This window comes from Polaromonas sp. P1_F8 (assembly GCF_056405635.1).
In genome coordinates this window covers 359461-374659 of the sequence record NZ_JBFUBS010000002.1, presented here as the reverse complement: position 1 = coordinate 374659, position 15199 = coordinate 359461, and the positions used below count along the sequence as shown (strand labels likewise).

The window sequence follows — 15199 nt, the reverse complement described above, 5'->3', positions numbered from 1 at the left end:
AGCGATGCATATGCCTCAACTCCCTCTCATCCTGCGCAAGCTGTTTCGCCGCCGCATCGTGCTGGCTGCGGCCATCGCGCTGGTCGTGGTGGTGCTGGTGTCGCTCTTCGCCGGCCCCCTGAGCGGGCTGGACCCGAATGAAACCGCCGTGAGCCAGCGCCTCGCGCAACCCTCTTCCAGCCATCTGTTCGGCACCGACGAACTGGGCCGCGACCTGTTTGCCCGCATCGCCTTCGGCGGCCGCTATTCGCTGACCATCGCGTTGCTGACGGCGCTGGGTTCGGTGGTGGCCGGCACCTTGTTTGGCCTGGTTGCAGGTTTCTTTCGCCGGCTCGACGCACCCGTCATGCGGGTGGTAGACGCCATGATGTCCTTCCCCGACATCCTGCTGGCCATCGCCCTGGTCGGCATCCTCGGCCCCTCGATGCTGAACGTGGTGCTGGCCCTGGTGCTGGTCTACACGCCGCGCGTGGCGCGGGTGGTGCGCGCCTCGACGCTGGTGGTGCGCGAGCTGCTCTTTGTGGAAGCTGCACGCGCCGTCGGGGTCTCCACCGTGCGCATCCTGTGGCGCCATGTGCTGCCCAACCTGATGTCGCCCATCCTCGTCCAGGCTTCGTTCATCTTCGCCTACGCCATCCTGGCGGAAGCCGCGCTGTCTTTCCTGGGTGTCGGCGTGCCGCCCGAAATCCCGACCTGGGGCACCATGGTCGCCGGCAGCCAGCAATACGCCCACCAGGCGCTGTGGATCGTGTTGTTCCCGGGCCTGGCCATCATCCTTACCGCGCTGTCGCTCCAATTGCTCGGCGACGGCATCCGCGACCTGCTGGATCCGCGCCTGCGGAAATCGATGTGAACCGTCTCGAAGTACGCCACCTTTCCACCTTCTTCGACACCGACGAAGGCCTGATCCGTTCCGTCGCCGACGTGAGCTTCAACATTCGTGCCGGCAAGACCACGGCCCTCGTCGGCGAATCGGGCTCGGGCAAATCGGTCACCAGCCTGACGCTGATGCGCCTGCTGCCGCGTGCGGCATCGACGCAGGTCAGCGGTCAGGCCTTGTTCGTCAATCGCGCCGGCGAGACACTGGACTTGTTGACGCTGCCCGAGCCGCGCATGCGCGCAATCCGCGGCAACGAGGTGGCGATGATCTTCCAGGAGCCGATGACCAGCCTGAACCCGGTCTTCACCGTGGGCGAGCAGGTGGCCGAGACGCTCCGCCTGCACAAGGGCCTGGGCCATGCGGCAGCCCTGGCCCAGGCGCTGCGCATGCTGGAACTGGTGGAGATCCCGGCGGCTGCCCAGCGCCTGCACGAATACCCGCACCAGCTCTCCGGCGGCATGCGCCAGCGGGTGATGATCGCGCTGGCCATGGCCTGCGACCCGACGCTGCTGATCGCCGACGAACCCACCACCGCGCTGGACGTAACCATCCAGGCGCAGATCCTGGCGCTGATGCGAAGGCTGCAGGCTGAGACCGGCATGAGCATCCTGTTCATCACCCACAACCTGGGCGTGGTGGCCCACCATGCCGACGATGTGGCTGTGATGTACGCCGGCCGCATTGTGGAGGCCGCGCCCGTCAACGACCTGTTCGCACGGCCGCAGCATCCCTATACCCAGGGCCTGCTGGCCTGCTTGCCGGCGCAGCAGCGAGGCCACGCGCCGACGGCGGACGGCAAGCGCCGGCTCTACGCCATCCGCGGCCAGGTCTCCAGCCCGCTGGCGCCGCCACCGGGCTGCGCCTTCGAGCCGCGCTGTGACAAGGCCATCGCGGCTTGCCGCGACGCCATGCCGGCATTGCGCAACGACGAAGCCGGCGGCAGCGCCCGCTGCATCCTGGTGCCGGAGGCCGCATGAGCATAGAGACGCCAGCCGCTGCGCCCTTGATCGAGGTGCGCAACCTGCAGAAATTCTTCGGCTCCTCCGTGCGGCCGGTGCGCGCGGTGGACGATGTGTCCTTCGTGATCCATCCCGGCGAGACACTGGGCCTGGTGGGCGAATCGGGTTCTGGCAAGAGCACCATCGGCCGCGCCCTGCTGCGCCTGGTCGACAGTACCGGTGGCACAGTGAGCTACCGCGGCGAAGACCTGGGCGCGGCTTCGGGCGGCCGCATGCGCGCGTTGCGCAGCAAGCTGCAGATGATCTTCCAGGACCCGTACGCCAGCCTGAACCCCAAGATGCGGGTGCGCGATATCCTGGGCGAGGCATTGCAGGTGCATGGCCTGGCCAAAGGCAAGGAAGCCACCGCGCAGCGCATCGCCGAGCTGCTGCAGCTGGTCGGGCTGCCGCCCGAGCACGCGGCGCGTTACCCGCACGAATTTTCCGGCGGCCAGCGGCAGCGCATCGGCGTGGCGCGGGCGCTGTCGGTGCAGCCCGAATTCATCGTGGCCGACGAGCCGCTCTCGGCACTGGACGTTTCCATCCAGGCGCAGGTGGTCAACCTGCTGTGCGACCTGCGCGACAGCCTGAAGCTGACCATGCTATTCATTTCGCATGACCTGGATGTGGTGGAATACCTGTGCGACCGGGTGGTTGTGCTGTACCTGGGCCGGGTGATGGAAGTGGCGCCGACGGCGGCGCTCTTCGCCCGGCCGCTGCATCCCTACACCCAGGCGCTGCTGGCCGCGTCGCCCAAACCGGACCCGACCATCAAGATGGTGCATGTGCCCTTGAAAGGCGACATGCCCAGCCCGGTCAACCCGCCTTCGGGCTGCGTGTTTCGCACACGCTGCCCGCATGCCATTGACGCCTGTGCCCAGACGCGGCCGGAGCCGCGCGACATGGGCGGCGGCCGCCTCAAAGCCTGTATCCGAGACGACATTGAATCATTGACGACACCATGACATTGCAAGACATTCTCGACCCCCTGCTCGACGCCTCCTGGAAGGGCTTTCCGCACCACAGCCCGCCGCTGCGCCGTTCGGCCATCGGCGACCAGGGCTGGAACGTGCTGCGCGGAGACCTGCCGCTGCCGCTGGCCGTGATCCGCCGCGACGCGCTGGCCGGCAACCTGCAGTGGATGCAGGGCTTCGCCGGCAGTCATGGCGTCGGCCTGGCGCCGCACGGCAAGACCACCATGTCGCCGCAGCTGTTCCGGCGCCAGCTGGAGGCCGGCGCCTGGGGCCTGACTTTCGCCACCGTGACGCAGCTGCGCGCGGGCGTGACGGCCGGTGCGAAACGCTGCCTGATCGCCAACCAGGTGTTCCAGGCGGTGGACCTGCAGGGCATAGCCGACCTCAAGCGTGCCAATGCCGGGCTGAGCGTGGCTTTTCTGGTGGACTCCCTGGCGCAGGCGGAGCTCATTGAAGCCTGGCATGCGGTGAATGCGCACGCTGAGCCTTTCGACGTGCTGCTGGAGATCGGCGTGGACGGCGGCCGCACCGGCTGCCGCAGCCACGAGCAGGCGCTCGCATTGGCAAAGCGCCTGCGCAGCGGCAAGGCCACGCGGCTGGTCGGCATCGAGTGCTACGAGGGTCTGGGCGCCACCGGCCAGTCGGCCGCTGACACGGCCTACGCCAATGCGCTGATGCAACGTGTGCGCGACATCGCCCAAGCCTGCGACGAGCAGCAGTTGTTCGAAACGGATGAAATCCTCCTCACGGCCGGCGGCTCCGCCATCTTCGATCTTGTAGCCGAACACCTGAAGATGAAACTCTCCCGGCCCGTGCAAGGCCTGCTGCGTTCGGGCTGCTATGTGACGCACGACCATGGCACCTACCACCGCTTCATGAATACAGTCGCCGCGCGCATGGGCTGCGGCCATGGCTTGCACGCGGCGATGCAGGTTTGGGCGGCGGTGCAATCCTGCCCCGAGCCGGGCCTGGCTATCCTCGCGGTAGGCAAGCGCGACATCTCCTACGACCTGGAGCTTCCCGTACCCCTGGGTGTGTGCAGAGCGGGCGAGGCCACCATGACGCCGGCGCCGGACGACTGGAAGATCGCCGGCCTGAACGACCAGCACGCCTACCTCCGCCACGCGACCCCGGCCGGCAGTGGCCCCGAACACCAGGCCTTGCGCGTGGGCGACCTGGTTGCGCTGGGCATCTCCCACCCCTGCACCACCTTTGATAAATGGCGCTGGATGCCGGTGGTGGACGAACAAAACAACGTGTGTGACGCCATCGTCACCTGCTTTTAAATGACCCCACGCGTTCTTGAAAAAATTGCCGAGATCATGGACCGCGCGCCCGCCGCGCGGCGCACCGTGCTGGCCCTGATCCTGGAAGACCCGCAGCGCGTGCTGGACGAGACCTTCGAGACCCTGGCCCAGCGCGCCAACAGCTCGGTCCCCACCATCATGCGCACCTGCCGCGACCTGGGCTACCCTGGGCTGCGCGAGTTCAAGCTGGCGCTGGCGCAAGAGCTGGCGGTGGGCGGCTCGCCACTGAACCGGCGCGTGCGCATCGATGACGACACCCGGCAGGTCATCGCCAAGGTGACGCGCGGCGCCACCACGGTGATCAACAGCGTGCAGGCCCAGCTCAATGTCGAGGCAGTGCAGGCGGCGGCCGACGCCATCGTCGACGGCGCCCGGGTGGACTGCTACGGCGTCGGCGTCACCTCCAACTTCATGGCTTCCGACTTGCAGGCGCGGCTGTACCGCATGGGCGTGGCCTCCAACAGCTACCTGGACCCGCACCTGCAGCTGATCTCGGCCGCCACCATCGGCCCGCGCGGCGTGGTGATGGCCATCACCCACGTCGGCGGCATGCCTTCGCTGCTGGAGGCGGTGGACGTGGCACGCTCGCAGGGCGCCACCATCATCGCGCTGACGCAGCCCGGCTCGCAGCTCGCGGCGCTGGCCGACATCGTGCTGGGCGTGGAAGTGGCGCCCGACCCGGTGATGCCGGTGGGCCCCGAGGCTTACCTGGCGCACCTGACGGTGATCGAGATCCTCACCGTGCTGGTGGCACAGCGCCTGGGCGACAAGGCCGTGAACCGGCTGGCCAACATCCAGCGCACGCTGGAAACCCGCGGCGTGGACATGCACCACCATCCCCGGCTGGACTGGGACGAAGGCGCCAAGCTCACCATGGGAAAAGTACGATGACGCGCGCCACCTTGCTGGAAAACGGCCTGCTGGTGGACGGTACCAGCGCGGCTGGCCGACCAGGCGACCTCCTGCTGGCGGGCGACCGGATCGTGGCCATGGGCGCGGGCTTGCGGCACGGCCTGCCGGATGGCCTGACCCTGGCCGACGCCGATGTGTACGATTGCAGCGGCCTGGTGATCGCGCCCGGCTTCATCGACGTGCACACCCACGACGACGCCATCGTGCTGAACGCGCCCGGTATGTTTCCCAAGCTGTCGCAGGGCATCACCACGGTGGTCACCGGCAACTGCGGCCTGTCGGTCGCGCCCTTCGTGGTGGAGGAGCCGCAGGGCGCCCTCACCCTGCTCGGAAATTCGTTCAAGTACCCTTCGGTGGAGGCCTACGCACAGGCCGTAGCCGAAGCGCAGCCGGCCGTTAATGTGGCGCCACTGATCGGCCACACCACGCTGCGCTATGCCTGCGTGGGCGACCTCAACCGGCCAGCCACCACTGATGAAGTGGCCGCCATGTGCGCCCTGCTGGAGCAATGCATGGCCCAGGGCGCGATCGGACTGTCGTCGGGCCTTTTTTATGCCGAAGCCATGCCGGCACCGGCCGCCGAGGTGACAGCGCTGGCGCGCGTCGTCGCGCGGTACGGCGGCATTTACGCCACCCACATGCGCTCGGAGATGGCCGACATCCTGGAGGCCATGCACGAGGCCGCCGGCTGCGCCTTCGAGGCTGGTGTGCCGCTGGTGATCTCGCATCACAAATGCGCCGGCCCGGCCAACTGGGGCCGCACGCATGAGACGCTGCCGCTGATCGACACGCTGGCGCAGCGCCAGGACATCGCGATGGATGTCTATCCCTATGTGGCCGGCTCGACCGTGCTGCGCGAAGACCTGGTCGACGGTGTGATCGATGTGCTGGTGAGCTGGTCGGCCCCGCACCCGGAAATGATGGGCCGCACCCTGGCGTCGATTGCCGCGGAGTGGGGCGTCGACCAGAAAACGGTTTGCCGCCGCCTGCAGCCCGGTGGGGCCTGCTATTTCCAGATGCACGAGGACGATGTACGACGCGTCATTGCGCATCCGCTTTCCATGATCGGATCCGACGGCCTGCCGCATGACAAGCATCCGCACCCGCGCCTGTGGGGTGCCTTCCCGCGGGTGCTTGCGCGCTATTGGCGCGAGCAGCAGCTGCTTTCGCTGGAGACCGCGATCTACAAGATGACCGGCCTGTCGGCGCGCAACTTCCGCCTGCACCAGCGCGGCCAGTTGCAGCCGGGCTGGTACGCCGATGTCGTGGTGCTGGACCCAGCCCGAGTGCGCGACGTGGCAACGTACGAAAACCCCATCGCGCTGTCGGAAGGCATTGAAAAAGTTTTTGTGAACGGCGAACTGGCCTACGTTGCCGGCGCTGCTGATGCGGCCAGCGTCAGGGTGCAGGCGCGCGCCGGGCGCTTGTTGAAACGGCATGTGTAATAAGAAACACCCCCGTCCAGGCTCACTGCGTGTAGCCTGTTCCCCCCTCAAGGGGGCGGCGCCTGAGGCCGGCGAAGCCGAACCCGCGGCCCCTGCTTGCATGGGGCCCCGCTCGCTGTACTCAATGAACTCTTAAGCCCAGCATGAGCCGTGGAACCGGCTTTGCCGGGCCACAGGCGGGCGACCCCCTCGGGGGGCAGCGACCCACACGAAGTGGGGGAGCGTGGGGCCCCTGTTTCTAGTCCAGGGAATCCACTGTGTCCGGATCAGGCACATCCCCAATCGCCTCGCGCGTCAGTGCGGCCTGGCTTTTGAGCCAATCGCAAAACGCCAGCACTTCGGGCCGGGCCACATTGCGCGGGCCGATGATCAGCCAATAACTCATCGGGGACTCCATGCGCATTTGCGGCAGCGGCTCCACCAGATCGCCTGAAGCCAGGCTTTCGGCAATCAGTGGCAGCCGCGCCAGCACCACGCCCTGGCCCGTCAGCGTCGCCTGCACCATCTGGTAGGCGTAGTTGAAGTACAGCCAGCGCTTGGCTTCCAGCTTGGGGCTGGCGTGCTCTTCCAGCCAGCGGCGCCAGGTCAGCCATTCCAGGTGCGTCTGATGGGCGTCGCCCGCCTCAATCAAGGTGAACTGCGCCAGGTCGTCGGGCTTCTTCAGGCGCGGCCCGCTTTTAAGCAACCAGGGGCTGATCACCGGCGTGATCTGCTCGCCGAAAAGGCGTATGGCGCCTGGCGGCATGTGGCTGGCCGGGGCGTAACGCAGGGCCAGGTCCAGGTCTGAAATGTCCAGGTCAACAGCCACGTCCGACGCATCAATCCGGATGTCGATGTCGGGGTTGTCGCGCTGAAAGCCCTCCAGCCGGGGAATCAGCCACATCGAGGCAAACGAGGCAAAGGTGGTGAGCGAGACGCTCTTGCGCCCGGCGGTCTGGCGTATCTGCCGCACCGCGTTGTCGATGCGCTCCAGCGACGGCGTGACGGCCCGCAGCAGGATGCCGCCGGCGGTGGTGAGCTCCACGGCGCGGGTGTGGCGGTGAAAAAGGCTCACGCCCACGTCTTCTTCCAGGCCCTGGATCTGGCGGCTTACCGCCGACTGGGTGAGGGCCAGTTCTTCCGAGGCAGCGCGGAAGTTGAGGTGGCGGGCGACGGCCTCAAAAGCCCTTAACTGGCCGGCGGAAATCGGCCGGGAGCGCAGGTGTGTTTGTGAATGGAGCATGACAGTGTGGGGGTGAAAAAGGCCAAATAGGGCAATTCGGGCCTAATTGATTGATGCGATTATGGAATCAATAGCTTACCGCGATTTCATTGGACTGTGCAAGCCCGTGGCGAGATGATTCAACCCTCATCACTCACTTTGTGCCTTTTTAGGAGAACACCATGGACCACGCAGCTCACCTCTCAGGAGATCGTTTCTTGCAACAGGCTTCCGATGCCACCAACGGCCATGTGGCCGGCTTGGCGGGCTTCTGGAAACTGGGCGCGGGCCGAGCGCTGACGCTGCGTGCCTCGCAGGCCGGTGTGTTGCGAATTGCGCATGGCCGGGTCTGGGCCACCTTCGACTCCGCCAGCCAGGACATCCAGGTCCGCGCAGGCGACCATTTCCTCGGCCGGGGCGAAAGCCTTTCGCTGCGGGCGGGTGAGTCGCTGGTGATGGAGTCCTTCAGCGCTGGTCACGCTGCTTCCGCTTATTTCAGCTGGGAGCCGGCAACGGCCTGCGCCGAAGTGCCCGAGATGAAAGAGACTTCCGGCTGGCGTGCCGGCGTGATGCAGCCTTTGGGTGACTTGCGCGCCGCCTTCGGCCTGGCCACCAGCGCCCTGGGCCGCCTGGTCCGCGGGCTGGCGATGGGTGCTGTCGCAGCTATTGAAGCGGTGCTGACCCCCGTTGCCCTGGTGTTCGTCACTGCCCGCGCCCGGCCTCACGTCACCGGTCACGACTTTGACGCCTACAGGGACAATCAGCTCCAGCCGCGCAACTACAACGTGCTGGCCATGTCCAACCTGGTCTAAGCGCAGATAGCCAACAGTTTTACTCCGGGAAAACCGTTTAACCCGCAGTCGCAAGGCTGCGGGTTTTTTTATGGGCGCCTGGTTCGGGGCTTGGCCGTTTTGGCCGTCTTGGTTGCCGGCGCCTTTGGCGTTTTCCTCGCCTTCGCTGTCTTGGGCGCTTTGGTCGCCTTGACCGCACGCGCCTTCAACGCACACTCCAACGCTACACGCGCCCACTCCAGCATCACGGCGGGCGACTCCATCGCCTCTTCGGGTGCCGCGTAGTAGTTGAGACTGTGCGGCGCACTGACGCCATTTCGTGTCATTTCATAGGTGAACCGCTCACAGCCATGGGCTTCATACAGGCTGCGGGTCTCCGCATCCGCCTTGAGCCACAGCTTCTCGCCGCCGCCCAGGTCGGCCACCAGGGCCAGCGTCAGTCCCGAGGTGCTGATGCCAAACCCGCCAAACATGCGCCTGGCCGTGCAGGGCCCGACGCCTGACAAAAGCTCGCAGCAGTAGGTCGCAAAATCATTCCTGGAAGAGGCCATCGCGCAACCATACCAAACCCGGCGGACTTGTGTTGCGGCGAGCGCAGCGCGCCGTGGCTGTCGCTTTGTTCAAAAAACCGACGTCTGGCAGATATCGCAGGCGCGACGCGCAAAGACGCGGCGGGCCGCGATAATTTGGGCATGGCCCCAGCTTCCCAGACCCACTCCTTCTCCGCGCCCGATGTGCGCCACGCCGGGCCGCCGGTCCATGTGGTGGTCATGGGGGTGGCCGGCTGCGGCAAGTCGGCGGTCGGGCGTCTGATGGCCGACCAGCTCGTGTTGCCGCTGATCGAAGGGGATGATTTCCATCCCCCCGGCAACATCCAGAAGATGCAGCAAGGCATTCCCCTCACGGACGAAGACCGCGTTGACTGGCTGCGCCAGCTGGGTGTGGAACTGGCACGCCACCCCGCCGGTGTCGTGCTGACCTGCTCGGCCCTCAAGGCCGCTTACCGCGACAGCCTGCGAGCTGCCGTGCCCGGGCTGCAGTTTGTGCACCTGGCCATCAGCCAGGCTGAATCCCTGCGGCGCGTCTCCGCGCGGCCGGGCCACTTTTACCCACCCAGCCTGGTCGCCAGCCAGTTTGAGGCGCTGCAGGATCCTTCGGCCGAGCCGGGTGTGTTGACCCTGGCCGGGAATGCTTCCCTGGAAGCCCTGGCCGACAGCGCGGTCGCCTGGCTGGAAATCCGCGGGTAGAGCCCTGCCGCCAGGCCTCGCCTGCAGGCCCCGTTTTCTGGCATCAAATTGCCTCGCAGGCCAATCAGGACGAGCGCGAGCAGCTATCAAATAAGTAGCAGTCTTGAAAATCGTTTTCGCCGGGCAGGGTATCGGTTTAACTATCCGTAACGCATTACGTTTAAGTAAAATGACCCAAAACTGGCGCCGGCTTCACTGAACCGCCGGCGCAGCGTCCCAAACACAGGAACCGCATGTCCAAAGCCTTCGCCTCGCAGTCCGATCTCACCGACAAGGTCATCACCTTTGAGCAGCTCAGCGCACATTGCTGGGCCTACACCGCCGAGGGTGACCCCAATTCCGGCGTGATCATTGGCGAAAAATTCATCATGGTGAGCGACGCCACCGCCACCCCGGCCATGGCACAGGACCTGATCGCCCGCATCCGCACCGTGAGCGACAAGCCCATCAAATATGTGCTGCTGACTCACTATCACGCGGTCCGGGTGCTGGGCGCCAGTGCCTACCTTGCGGAAGGCGCCACGGAAGTGATCGCCAGCCAGGGCACGTACGAACTCATCGTCGAGCGCGGCGCGCAGGACATGCAAAGCGAGATGGAGCGCTTTCCGCGTCTCTTTCGCAACGCCGAAAGCGTGCCCGGCCTGACCTGGCCGACTTTGGTCATCGAAGGCGGCAATCCGGTGAAGGGCGAAGTGCCCGGCAAGCTGGTGCTGGACCTGGGCGGTGTCAAGGTGCAAGTCTGGCACCCGGGCCCCGGCCACACACGCGGCGACACGATTGCGTGGGTCGAAGAAGAAAAAGTGCTGTTTTCAGGCGACCTGGTCGAGTACGAGGCCGGCGTTTACACCGGCGACGCGCAGCTGGAGGAATGGCCCGCCACACTGGAAGCCCTGCGCGCACTGAAAGCCGAAGCCATCGTGCCCGGCCGCGGCGAGGCCATGAAGGGTGCGGCCAACGTCAACAAGGCGCTGGACTATACGAAGCGCTGGGTCGAAACCCTGTACCAGGCGGGCAAAGAAGCCGCCGCCGCCGGCATGGACCTCAAAGCCGCCATGGACCACACCCGCAAAAGCATGGACCCGATCTTCGGCCACGTGTTTATTTACGAGCACTGCCTGCCGTTTGACGTGAGCCGCGCATTTGACGAAGCCAGCGGCATCAAGAACCCGCGTATCTGGACAGCCGAACGCGACCAGGAAATGTGGCAAGCGCTGCAGGGCTGAACCTCAGGCGTCGAGATCCAGCCTGGAAAGCAGTCCCACAAATGACTCCAGCGCAACTTGCCCGTCCATCCGCTCCATCCGCTCCAGCACGTCGTCGTCGTCGACCGTGCAGTAACCCAGGCTGAAGCGCCGAAATCGCCGGGCGTCCAGCTCGTCGTGGTGCAGAACCTGCATGTTGATGTGGCGGGTGTCCTGGCGGATGCGTTCCAGCAACATCAGCACCTGCTTCTGGTCGCCCTCCAGTTGCTGGCAAAAGCGCATGCCGTCAAAAATCAGCAGCCCGGTGATGTCCCGTTCCGCGTTGGCCTGGCGGGCCTTGACGGCAATGTTCGCCACGACGCTGAGCGGCGCTTCGGGCGCCAGGGTACTGACATAAAGAACTTCATACAACGTGGGGCTTTTTGGCGTCATGGCGGCAGAATGTAGCGGGCGGTCCGGCTTTTCACAATGTCAAAAGACACAGTCAAAAGCGCCTAAGATTCTCCTTTTATGAACATTCCAGCGCCAACGTCATCGATTTGTCCGCCTCACTGCAATGCCTGCGGGCTGCGCAGGACCGGGGCCTTCATGCCTGTGAGCGATGGGGAACTGGCGTTCATCGAAGCCTTTCGCACCGGCACCTCTGCAGTGCGGGCGGGCGGCACCATCCTGTATGAACAAAAGCCCAACGGCAAACTCTTCACGCTGTATTCGGGATGGGCATTCCGGTACAAAACCCTGAGCGACGGCCGCCGGCAAATCCTCAATTTCCTGTTGCCCGGCGACTTCATCGGCCTGCAGCAAAAGTTCGCGGACGGCGCCATGCACGGCATCGAGGCCGTGACGGATGTAAGCCTCTGTGTGTTCCCGCGGGACGGTCTGTGGGAACTGTTTCGCAACCACCCCAGCCTGGGCTACGACATCACGTGGATGGGTGCGCGAGAGGAAGGTATGGTCGATGACCATCTGCTGACGGCCGGCCGGCGCAACGCCACCGAACGCGTGGCGATGCTGTTGATGCACCTGTACCGCAGGCTGGAACGCGTGGGCATGGCCGAAAAAGGCTGGATAGGGTTTCCCATCAACCAGCAGCATATTGCCGACGCGCTGGGACTGTCGCTGGTGCATACCAACAAGACGCTCAGGCGTTTGCGCCAGCTGGGCCTGCATGAGATTGAAAATGGGCAGCTCCGCTTGCTCAATACCCGCGCGCTGGAGCGTATTGCCGACTACTACGACACGCCGCCTGCGCAGGTTCCTTTGCTCTGATTTCGTCTGTTTAAGCTTTGGTTCAGGTGTGTAGGCGGCCGCTGACAACAAGGCCATGGGGCGGATGACAAATGCGGCCTGCATCCGGTTTTAAGGTGGCTCTCTTGCCCACGATTTGTCCTTTCCTGCGAAGGGAAAGCCGTGGCGACGCGCACCGACCACCACCCAGGAGACGTTCATGAACCACGCACAAGCACCCGGCGCACGCCTGCAGCAGCAACCGCGCCGTGTTTCCGACCGCCAGCAACAGCAAAGCAGCGGCTCACGCGAGTTTCAGCCGCGCCAGTCAAAGCCGGGCGATGCCCCGGCCGGTCAGATGGGCGAAGGGAGCTATGAAGCCACCCGCGACTACCAGAAGAACATCAAGTCCTATCTCAAGGATGCAGATGTCGCTGCCGACGCGAAGGCGGCGAAACCCGATTCGCCCCAGCAGGCGGCAGAGCTGAAGAAAGCTGAACAGGAAGGTTTGTCCCATACCAAAGCGCCCGGTAAATAAGGGGGGGTATGTGGGGCGGTTCCGGGGTCAGGACTTTTGGCTGTGCAGGACTTTGAAATCCCGCTCATAGCGGTGAAGGTTTTCCACGGCTTTTAAGCGCTGGGCGGGCGTGGTGCTGTTGTGCAGTTCTGCAAATCCCTGGCAAATGTCCTGGGTCAGGCGTTCGAAGTAGTCCCGATAAGCGACGTCCGGTGAGTTCAGCGTGCGCTCAAACAGTCCGTTCACGGCGGCCTGCGTTTTCTCGGGTGCGCTGTGGCCGTCAGCCAGTGGGCGCAGGGTTTGCAGGGCATCCTGCTGGCGCCGCAGCCTTTCCCGGTAGGACACGGCGGCGTCAAAGTGGGACGCATCGATCCGACGGCCAATGATGTCCAGCTGTTTTTCTTCCAGCCGCCCGTAAAGCATTTCGGCCCGATTCACCGCCTCTTTGTAGCGTTTTTTGCGGCTGGTTTTGGATGACTCCAGAAAGTCCTCGCGATAGTCGGCATTGCCTTTTTCAAAACGCTGCTGCAGCTTCTTCATCTGGCTGGCGTGGAGCGTGCCCGCCAGCTTTGTCATGAGGGGTTCCGCCTCGTTCGACACCACCAGCAGCTTTCGGCGCAGATCGGTATAAACCGCACAAGCCTTTGCCGTATCCATGTCCTGCGGCATCTGGTGCTGCAGTTTTTGCAGCGTGTCGATATAGCCCGGCAGCTGGGTTTGCCGGTGCCAGGCATGCAGCCTGTCCAGGTCGGCCCTGACCTGCACGCTTTGCGTGTCGGTGAAGTCAAAATGACCGTCCAGATGCCAATACACCAGCTCAGGCGCCTGGTTGTAGGCCAGTTTCATCATCACGTTGCAACCGGGCAGCGCCGCACCCAGCAGCACGGCGGCAAGCACACCGATAATCCGTAAGCTGCGTACCAGCCCTGCCCCGGCCAGGGTGGCGCGCTTTTCAAATCCTGTCCTTCGAAAATCCAGAGGAAACTTCATGGCAACCCCAGTTGATGTCGTCATCATGGCCGCGGGCAAAGGCACGCGGATGAAAAGCAGCTTACCCAAGGTTTTGCACCGATTGGGCGGGAAGGCTTTGCTGCAGCATGTCATCGAATGCGCTGCGTCTTTGTCAGCGCGCAAGGCGGTCGTCATTACCGGCCACGGCGCGGAGGCTGTTGAGGCCGCCTGCCAGGGCTTTGCGCAGCAGGAAGTGGCCCCGGATTCGAAGGTCAGCCTGCAATTTGCGCGGCAGGAACCACAACTCGGTACGGGCCATGCGGTGCAGCAGGCAATTCCCCTGCTGGCCGACGATGGCGTCACCCTGGTGCTGTCGGGCGATGTGCCGCTGACCCAGGCCGCCACGCTGCAGGCCCTGCTGGCACAGTGCGACGGCCAGCGGCTGGCACTGCTCACGCTCAGCATGGCCGACCCCACGGGTTATGGCCGTATCGTGCGCGCGCAGGCGCACGCCTCCGAGCCCTTGCGGGCCGGCGCCGAAACTTCGGCCCAGGTACGCGCCATCGTCGAGCATAAAGATGCGACACCTGCCCAGCGCGAGATCCGCGAAATTTACAGCGGCATCATGGCCGTGCCCACGCGCCTGCTGCGCGCCTGGCTTTCCCGGCTGGACAATCAAAATGCCCAGGGCGAGTATTACCTCACCGACATCGTCAAGTTTGCGGTAGCTGATGGCGTGGCCGTGGTGGCGCAGCAGATTACCGACGCAGCCCAGGTGGCCGGCGTGAACAGCCCGGTGCAACTGGCCGAACTGGAACGCGTGTACCAAAGCCGCCTGGTCACGGCACTGATGGAGCAAGGCGTGCGGCTCGCCGATCCCGCACGGCTCGATGTGCGCGGCACGCTCCACTGCGGCCAGGATGTGGAGATTGACGTGAATTGCGTGTTCGAAGGACAGGTCACGCTGGGCGACGGTGTGCACATAGGCGCCAACTGCGTGATTGCCAACTGCACCATTGCCGCCGGCGCCGTGATCCATCCCTTTACGCATATCGACGGCGAGAAGCTGGGTGTGCAGATCGGCGAGGGCGCGTTGATCGGGCCCTTTGCCCGACTGCGGCCCGGCGCGCAGCTGGGCGCAGAGGTGCACATCGGCAATTTTGTGGAAGTCAAAAATGCCACCCTGGCCAAGGGCGCCAAGGCCAACCACCTGGCTTACCTGGGTGACGCGACAGTGGGCGAACGCGTGAACTACGGCGCTGGCAGCATCACCGCCAACTACGACGGCGCCAACAAGCACCGCACGGTGATTGAAGCCGACGTGCACATCGGCAGCAACTGCGTCCTGGTGGCGCCGGTGACCATAGGCGCGGGCGGCACGGTGGGCGGAGGCTCAACCATCACCAAAAGCACGCCACCGGATTCGTTGAGTGTGGCGCGGGGCAAGCAGGTTAGTTTGCCTAACTGGAAGAGGCCGGTGAAGGCGCCCCGCCAGCCTTGAAGGCGTTTTCTTCGGGTATTCCCGGAGTGGCTTGAATGGCGGTTAC

At 64.8% G+C, this 15199-nt stretch carries 16 protein-coding genes; 12 read left to right on the top strand and 4 right to left on the bottom strand.

The window, feature by feature from the left end:
* Window positions 1-10 precede the first annotated feature (10 nt).
* The 6 genes from AC1D1J_RS10675 to AC1D1J_RS10650 are packed head-to-tail and all read left to right on the top strand — an operon-like array spanning window position 11 to window position 6516.
* Complete coding sequence (locus tag AC1D1J_RS10675; protein WP_477688509.1) at window positions 11-853, top strand: ABC transporter permease; 843 nt, start codon at window positions 11-13, stop codon at window positions 851-853.
* Window positions 850-1857, top strand: coding sequence for an ABC transporter ATP-binding protein (locus AC1D1J_RS10670; protein WP_477694662.1), 1008 nt, complete (start codon window positions 850-852; stop codon window positions 1855-1857). The genes AC1D1J_RS10675 and AC1D1J_RS10670 overlap by 4 nt, the downstream gene beginning before the upstream one ends.
* Complete coding sequence (locus AC1D1J_RS10665) at window positions 1854-2843, top strand: ABC transporter ATP-binding protein (protein ID WP_477694661.1); 990 nt, start codon at window positions 1854-1856, stop codon at window positions 2841-2843. Before AC1D1J_RS10670 ends, AC1D1J_RS10665 begins: the two co-directional genes overlap by 4 nt.
* On the top strand, window positions 2840-4138 hold the full coding sequence (locus tag AC1D1J_RS10660; protein ID WP_477694660.1) for an amino acid deaminase: 1299 nt from the start codon (window positions 2840-2842) through the stop codon (window positions 4136-4138). The genes AC1D1J_RS10665 and AC1D1J_RS10660 overlap by 4 nt, the downstream gene beginning before the upstream one ends.
* Window positions 4139-5050: a MurR/RpiR family transcriptional regulator gene (locus tag AC1D1J_RS10655; protein ID WP_457282472.1), complete on the top strand. Its 912-nt coding sequence runs from the start codon at window positions 4139-4141 to the stop codon at window positions 5048-5050.
* Window positions 5047-6516: an N-acyl-D-amino-acid deacylase family protein gene (locus tag AC1D1J_RS10650; protein WP_477694659.1), complete on the top strand. Its 1470-nt coding sequence runs from the start codon at window positions 5047-5049 to the stop codon at window positions 6514-6516. Before AC1D1J_RS10655 ends, AC1D1J_RS10650 begins: the two co-directional genes overlap by 4 nt.
* Window positions 6517-6754: 238 nt before the next feature.
* On the opposite strand, the gene AC1D1J_RS10645 is transcribed toward AC1D1J_RS10650, so the two are convergent.
* Window positions 6755-7738: a LysR substrate-binding domain-containing protein gene (locus tag AC1D1J_RS10645; protein WP_457282474.1), complete on the bottom strand. Its 984-nt coding sequence runs from the start codon at window positions 7736-7738 to the stop codon at window positions 6755-6757.
* A 161-nt stretch (window positions 7739-7899) separates the two neighbouring features.
* Between AC1D1J_RS10645 and AC1D1J_RS10640 the strand changes: the two genes are divergently transcribed.
* The gene (locus tag AC1D1J_RS10640) at window positions 7900-8529 is read left to right on the top strand and encodes a DUF2917 domain-containing protein (protein ID WP_477688504.1); all 630 of its coding nucleotides are present in this window, start codon (window positions 7900-7902) and stop codon (window positions 8527-8529) included.
* Between the two features lie 68 nt (window positions 8530-8597).
* On the opposite strand, the gene AC1D1J_RS10635 is transcribed toward AC1D1J_RS10640, so the two are convergent.
* Entirely contained in the window at window positions 8598-8981 is a 384-nt protein-coding gene (locus tag AC1D1J_RS10635; protein ID WP_477694658.1) for a TfoX/Sxy family protein, read from the bottom strand.
* 219 nt (window positions 8982-9200) lie between these two features.
* On the opposite strand from AC1D1J_RS10635, the gene AC1D1J_RS10630 reads away from it, so the two are divergent.
* Window positions 9201-9755: a gluconokinase gene (locus AC1D1J_RS10630; RefSeq protein WP_477694657.1), complete on the top strand. Its 555-nt coding sequence runs from the start codon at window positions 9201-9203 to the stop codon at window positions 9753-9755.
* 233 nt (window positions 9756-9988) lie between these two features.
* Complete coding sequence (locus AC1D1J_RS10625) at window positions 9989-10978, top strand: MBL fold metallo-hydrolase (protein WP_477688501.1); 990 nt, start codon at window positions 9989-9991, stop codon at window positions 10976-10978.
* 3 nt (window positions 10979-10981) lie between these two features.
* Here the strand turns inward: AC1D1J_RS10625 and AC1D1J_RS10620 are convergent, their stop codons facing one another.
* Window positions 10982-11389: a BLUF domain-containing protein gene (locus tag AC1D1J_RS10620; RefSeq protein WP_477694656.1), complete on the bottom strand. Its 408-nt coding sequence runs from the start codon at window positions 11387-11389 to the stop codon at window positions 10982-10984.
* Window positions 11390-11467: 78 nt separating this feature from the next.
* Between AC1D1J_RS10620 and AC1D1J_RS10615 the strand changes: the two genes are divergently transcribed.
* Both AC1D1J_RS10615 and AC1D1J_RS10610 read left to right on the top strand, forming a co-directional pair.
* Window positions 11468-12226 carry a Crp/Fnr family transcriptional regulator gene (locus AC1D1J_RS10615; RefSeq protein ID WP_477667433.1) on the top strand — a complete coding sequence of 253 codons (759 nt, stop codon included), beginning with the start codon at window positions 11468-11470 and terminating at the stop codon, window positions 12224-12226.
* Between the two features lie 178 nt (window positions 12227-12404).
* Window positions 12405-12722 carry a hypothetical protein gene (locus AC1D1J_RS10610; protein ID WP_477694655.1) on the top strand — a complete coding sequence of 106 codons (318 nt, stop codon included), beginning with the start codon at window positions 12405-12407 and terminating at the stop codon, window positions 12720-12722.
* Window positions 12723-12749: 27 nt separating this feature from the next.
* Here AC1D1J_RS10610 and AC1D1J_RS10605 read toward each other — a convergent pair whose 3' ends face one another.
* Window positions 12750-13691, bottom strand: coding sequence for a DUF6279 family lipoprotein (locus AC1D1J_RS10605; protein WP_477694654.1), 942 nt, complete (start codon window positions 13689-13691; stop codon window positions 12750-12752).
* On the opposite strand from AC1D1J_RS10605, the gene glmU reads away from it, so the two are divergent.
* Window positions 13690-15153, top strand: a complete 1464-nt coding sequence (gene glmU / locus AC1D1J_RS10600; RefSeq protein ID WP_477694653.1) for a bifunctional UDP-N-acetylglucosamine diphosphorylase/glucosamine-1-phosphate N-acetyltransferase GlmU — start codon at window positions 13690-13692, stop codon at window positions 15151-15153. The two genes, AC1D1J_RS10605 and glmU, sit on opposite strands and share 2 nt — an antisense overlap.
* Window positions 15154-15199: the final 46 nt, after the last annotated feature.

Excerpts from the sequence above, each read along its gene's own strand:
- AC1D1J_RS10630 (WP_477694657.1), top strand. The coding sequence starts at position 9,201 with ATGGCCCCAGCTTCCCAGACCCACTCCTTCTCCGCGCCCGATGTGCGC.
- AC1D1J_RS10665 (WP_477694661.1), top strand. The coding sequence starts at position 1,854 with ATGAGCATAGAGACGCCAGCCGCTGCGCCCTTGATCGAGGTGCGCAAC.
- AC1D1J_RS10660 (WP_477694660.1), top strand. The coding sequence starts at position 2,840 with ATGACATTGCAAGACATTCTCGACCCCCTGCTCGACGCCTCCTGGAAG.
- AC1D1J_RS10620 (WP_477694656.1), bottom strand. The coding sequence starts at position 11,389 with ATGACGCCAAAAAGCCCCACGTTGTATGAAGTTCTTTATGTCAGTACC.
- AC1D1J_RS10675 (WP_477688509.1), top strand. The coding sequence starts at position 11 with ATGCCTCAACTCCCTCTCATCCTGCGCAAGCTGTTTCGCCGCCGCATC.
- AC1D1J_RS10615 (WP_477667433.1), top strand. The coding sequence starts at position 11,468 with ATGAACATTCCAGCGCCAACGTCATCGATTTGTCCGCCTCACTGCAAT.
- glmU (WP_477694653.1), top strand. The coding sequence starts at position 13,690 with ATGGCAACCCCAGTTGATGTCGTCATCATGGCCGCGGGCAAAGGCACG.
- AC1D1J_RS10625 (WP_477688501.1), top strand. The coding sequence starts at position 9,989 with ATGTCCAAAGCCTTCGCCTCGCAGTCCGATCTCACCGACAAGGTCATC.
- AC1D1J_RS10640 (WP_477688504.1), top strand. The coding sequence starts at position 7,900 with ATGGACCACGCAGCTCACCTCTCAGGAGATCGTTTCTTGCAACAGGCT.
- AC1D1J_RS10655 (WP_457282472.1), top strand. The coding sequence starts at position 4,139 with ATGACCCCACGCGTTCTTGAAAAAATTGCCGAGATCATGGACCGCGCG.
- AC1D1J_RS10605 (WP_477694654.1), bottom strand. The coding sequence starts at position 13,691 with ATGAAGTTTCCTCTGGATTTTCGAAGGACAGGATTTGAAAAGCGCGCC.
- AC1D1J_RS10650 (WP_477694659.1), top strand. The coding sequence starts at position 5,047 with ATGACGCGCGCCACCTTGCTGGAAAACGGCCTGCTGGTGGACGGTACC.
- AC1D1J_RS10635 (WP_477694658.1), bottom strand. The coding sequence starts at position 8,981 with ATGTTTGGCGGGTTTGGCATCAGCACCTCGGGACTGACGCTGGCCCTG.
- AC1D1J_RS10610 (WP_477694655.1), top strand. The coding sequence starts at position 12,405 with ATGAACCACGCACAAGCACCCGGCGCACGCCTGCAGCAGCAACCGCGC.
- AC1D1J_RS10645 (WP_457282474.1), bottom strand. The coding sequence starts at position 7,738 with ATGCTCCATTCACAAACACACCTGCGCTCCCGGCCGATTTCCGCCGGC.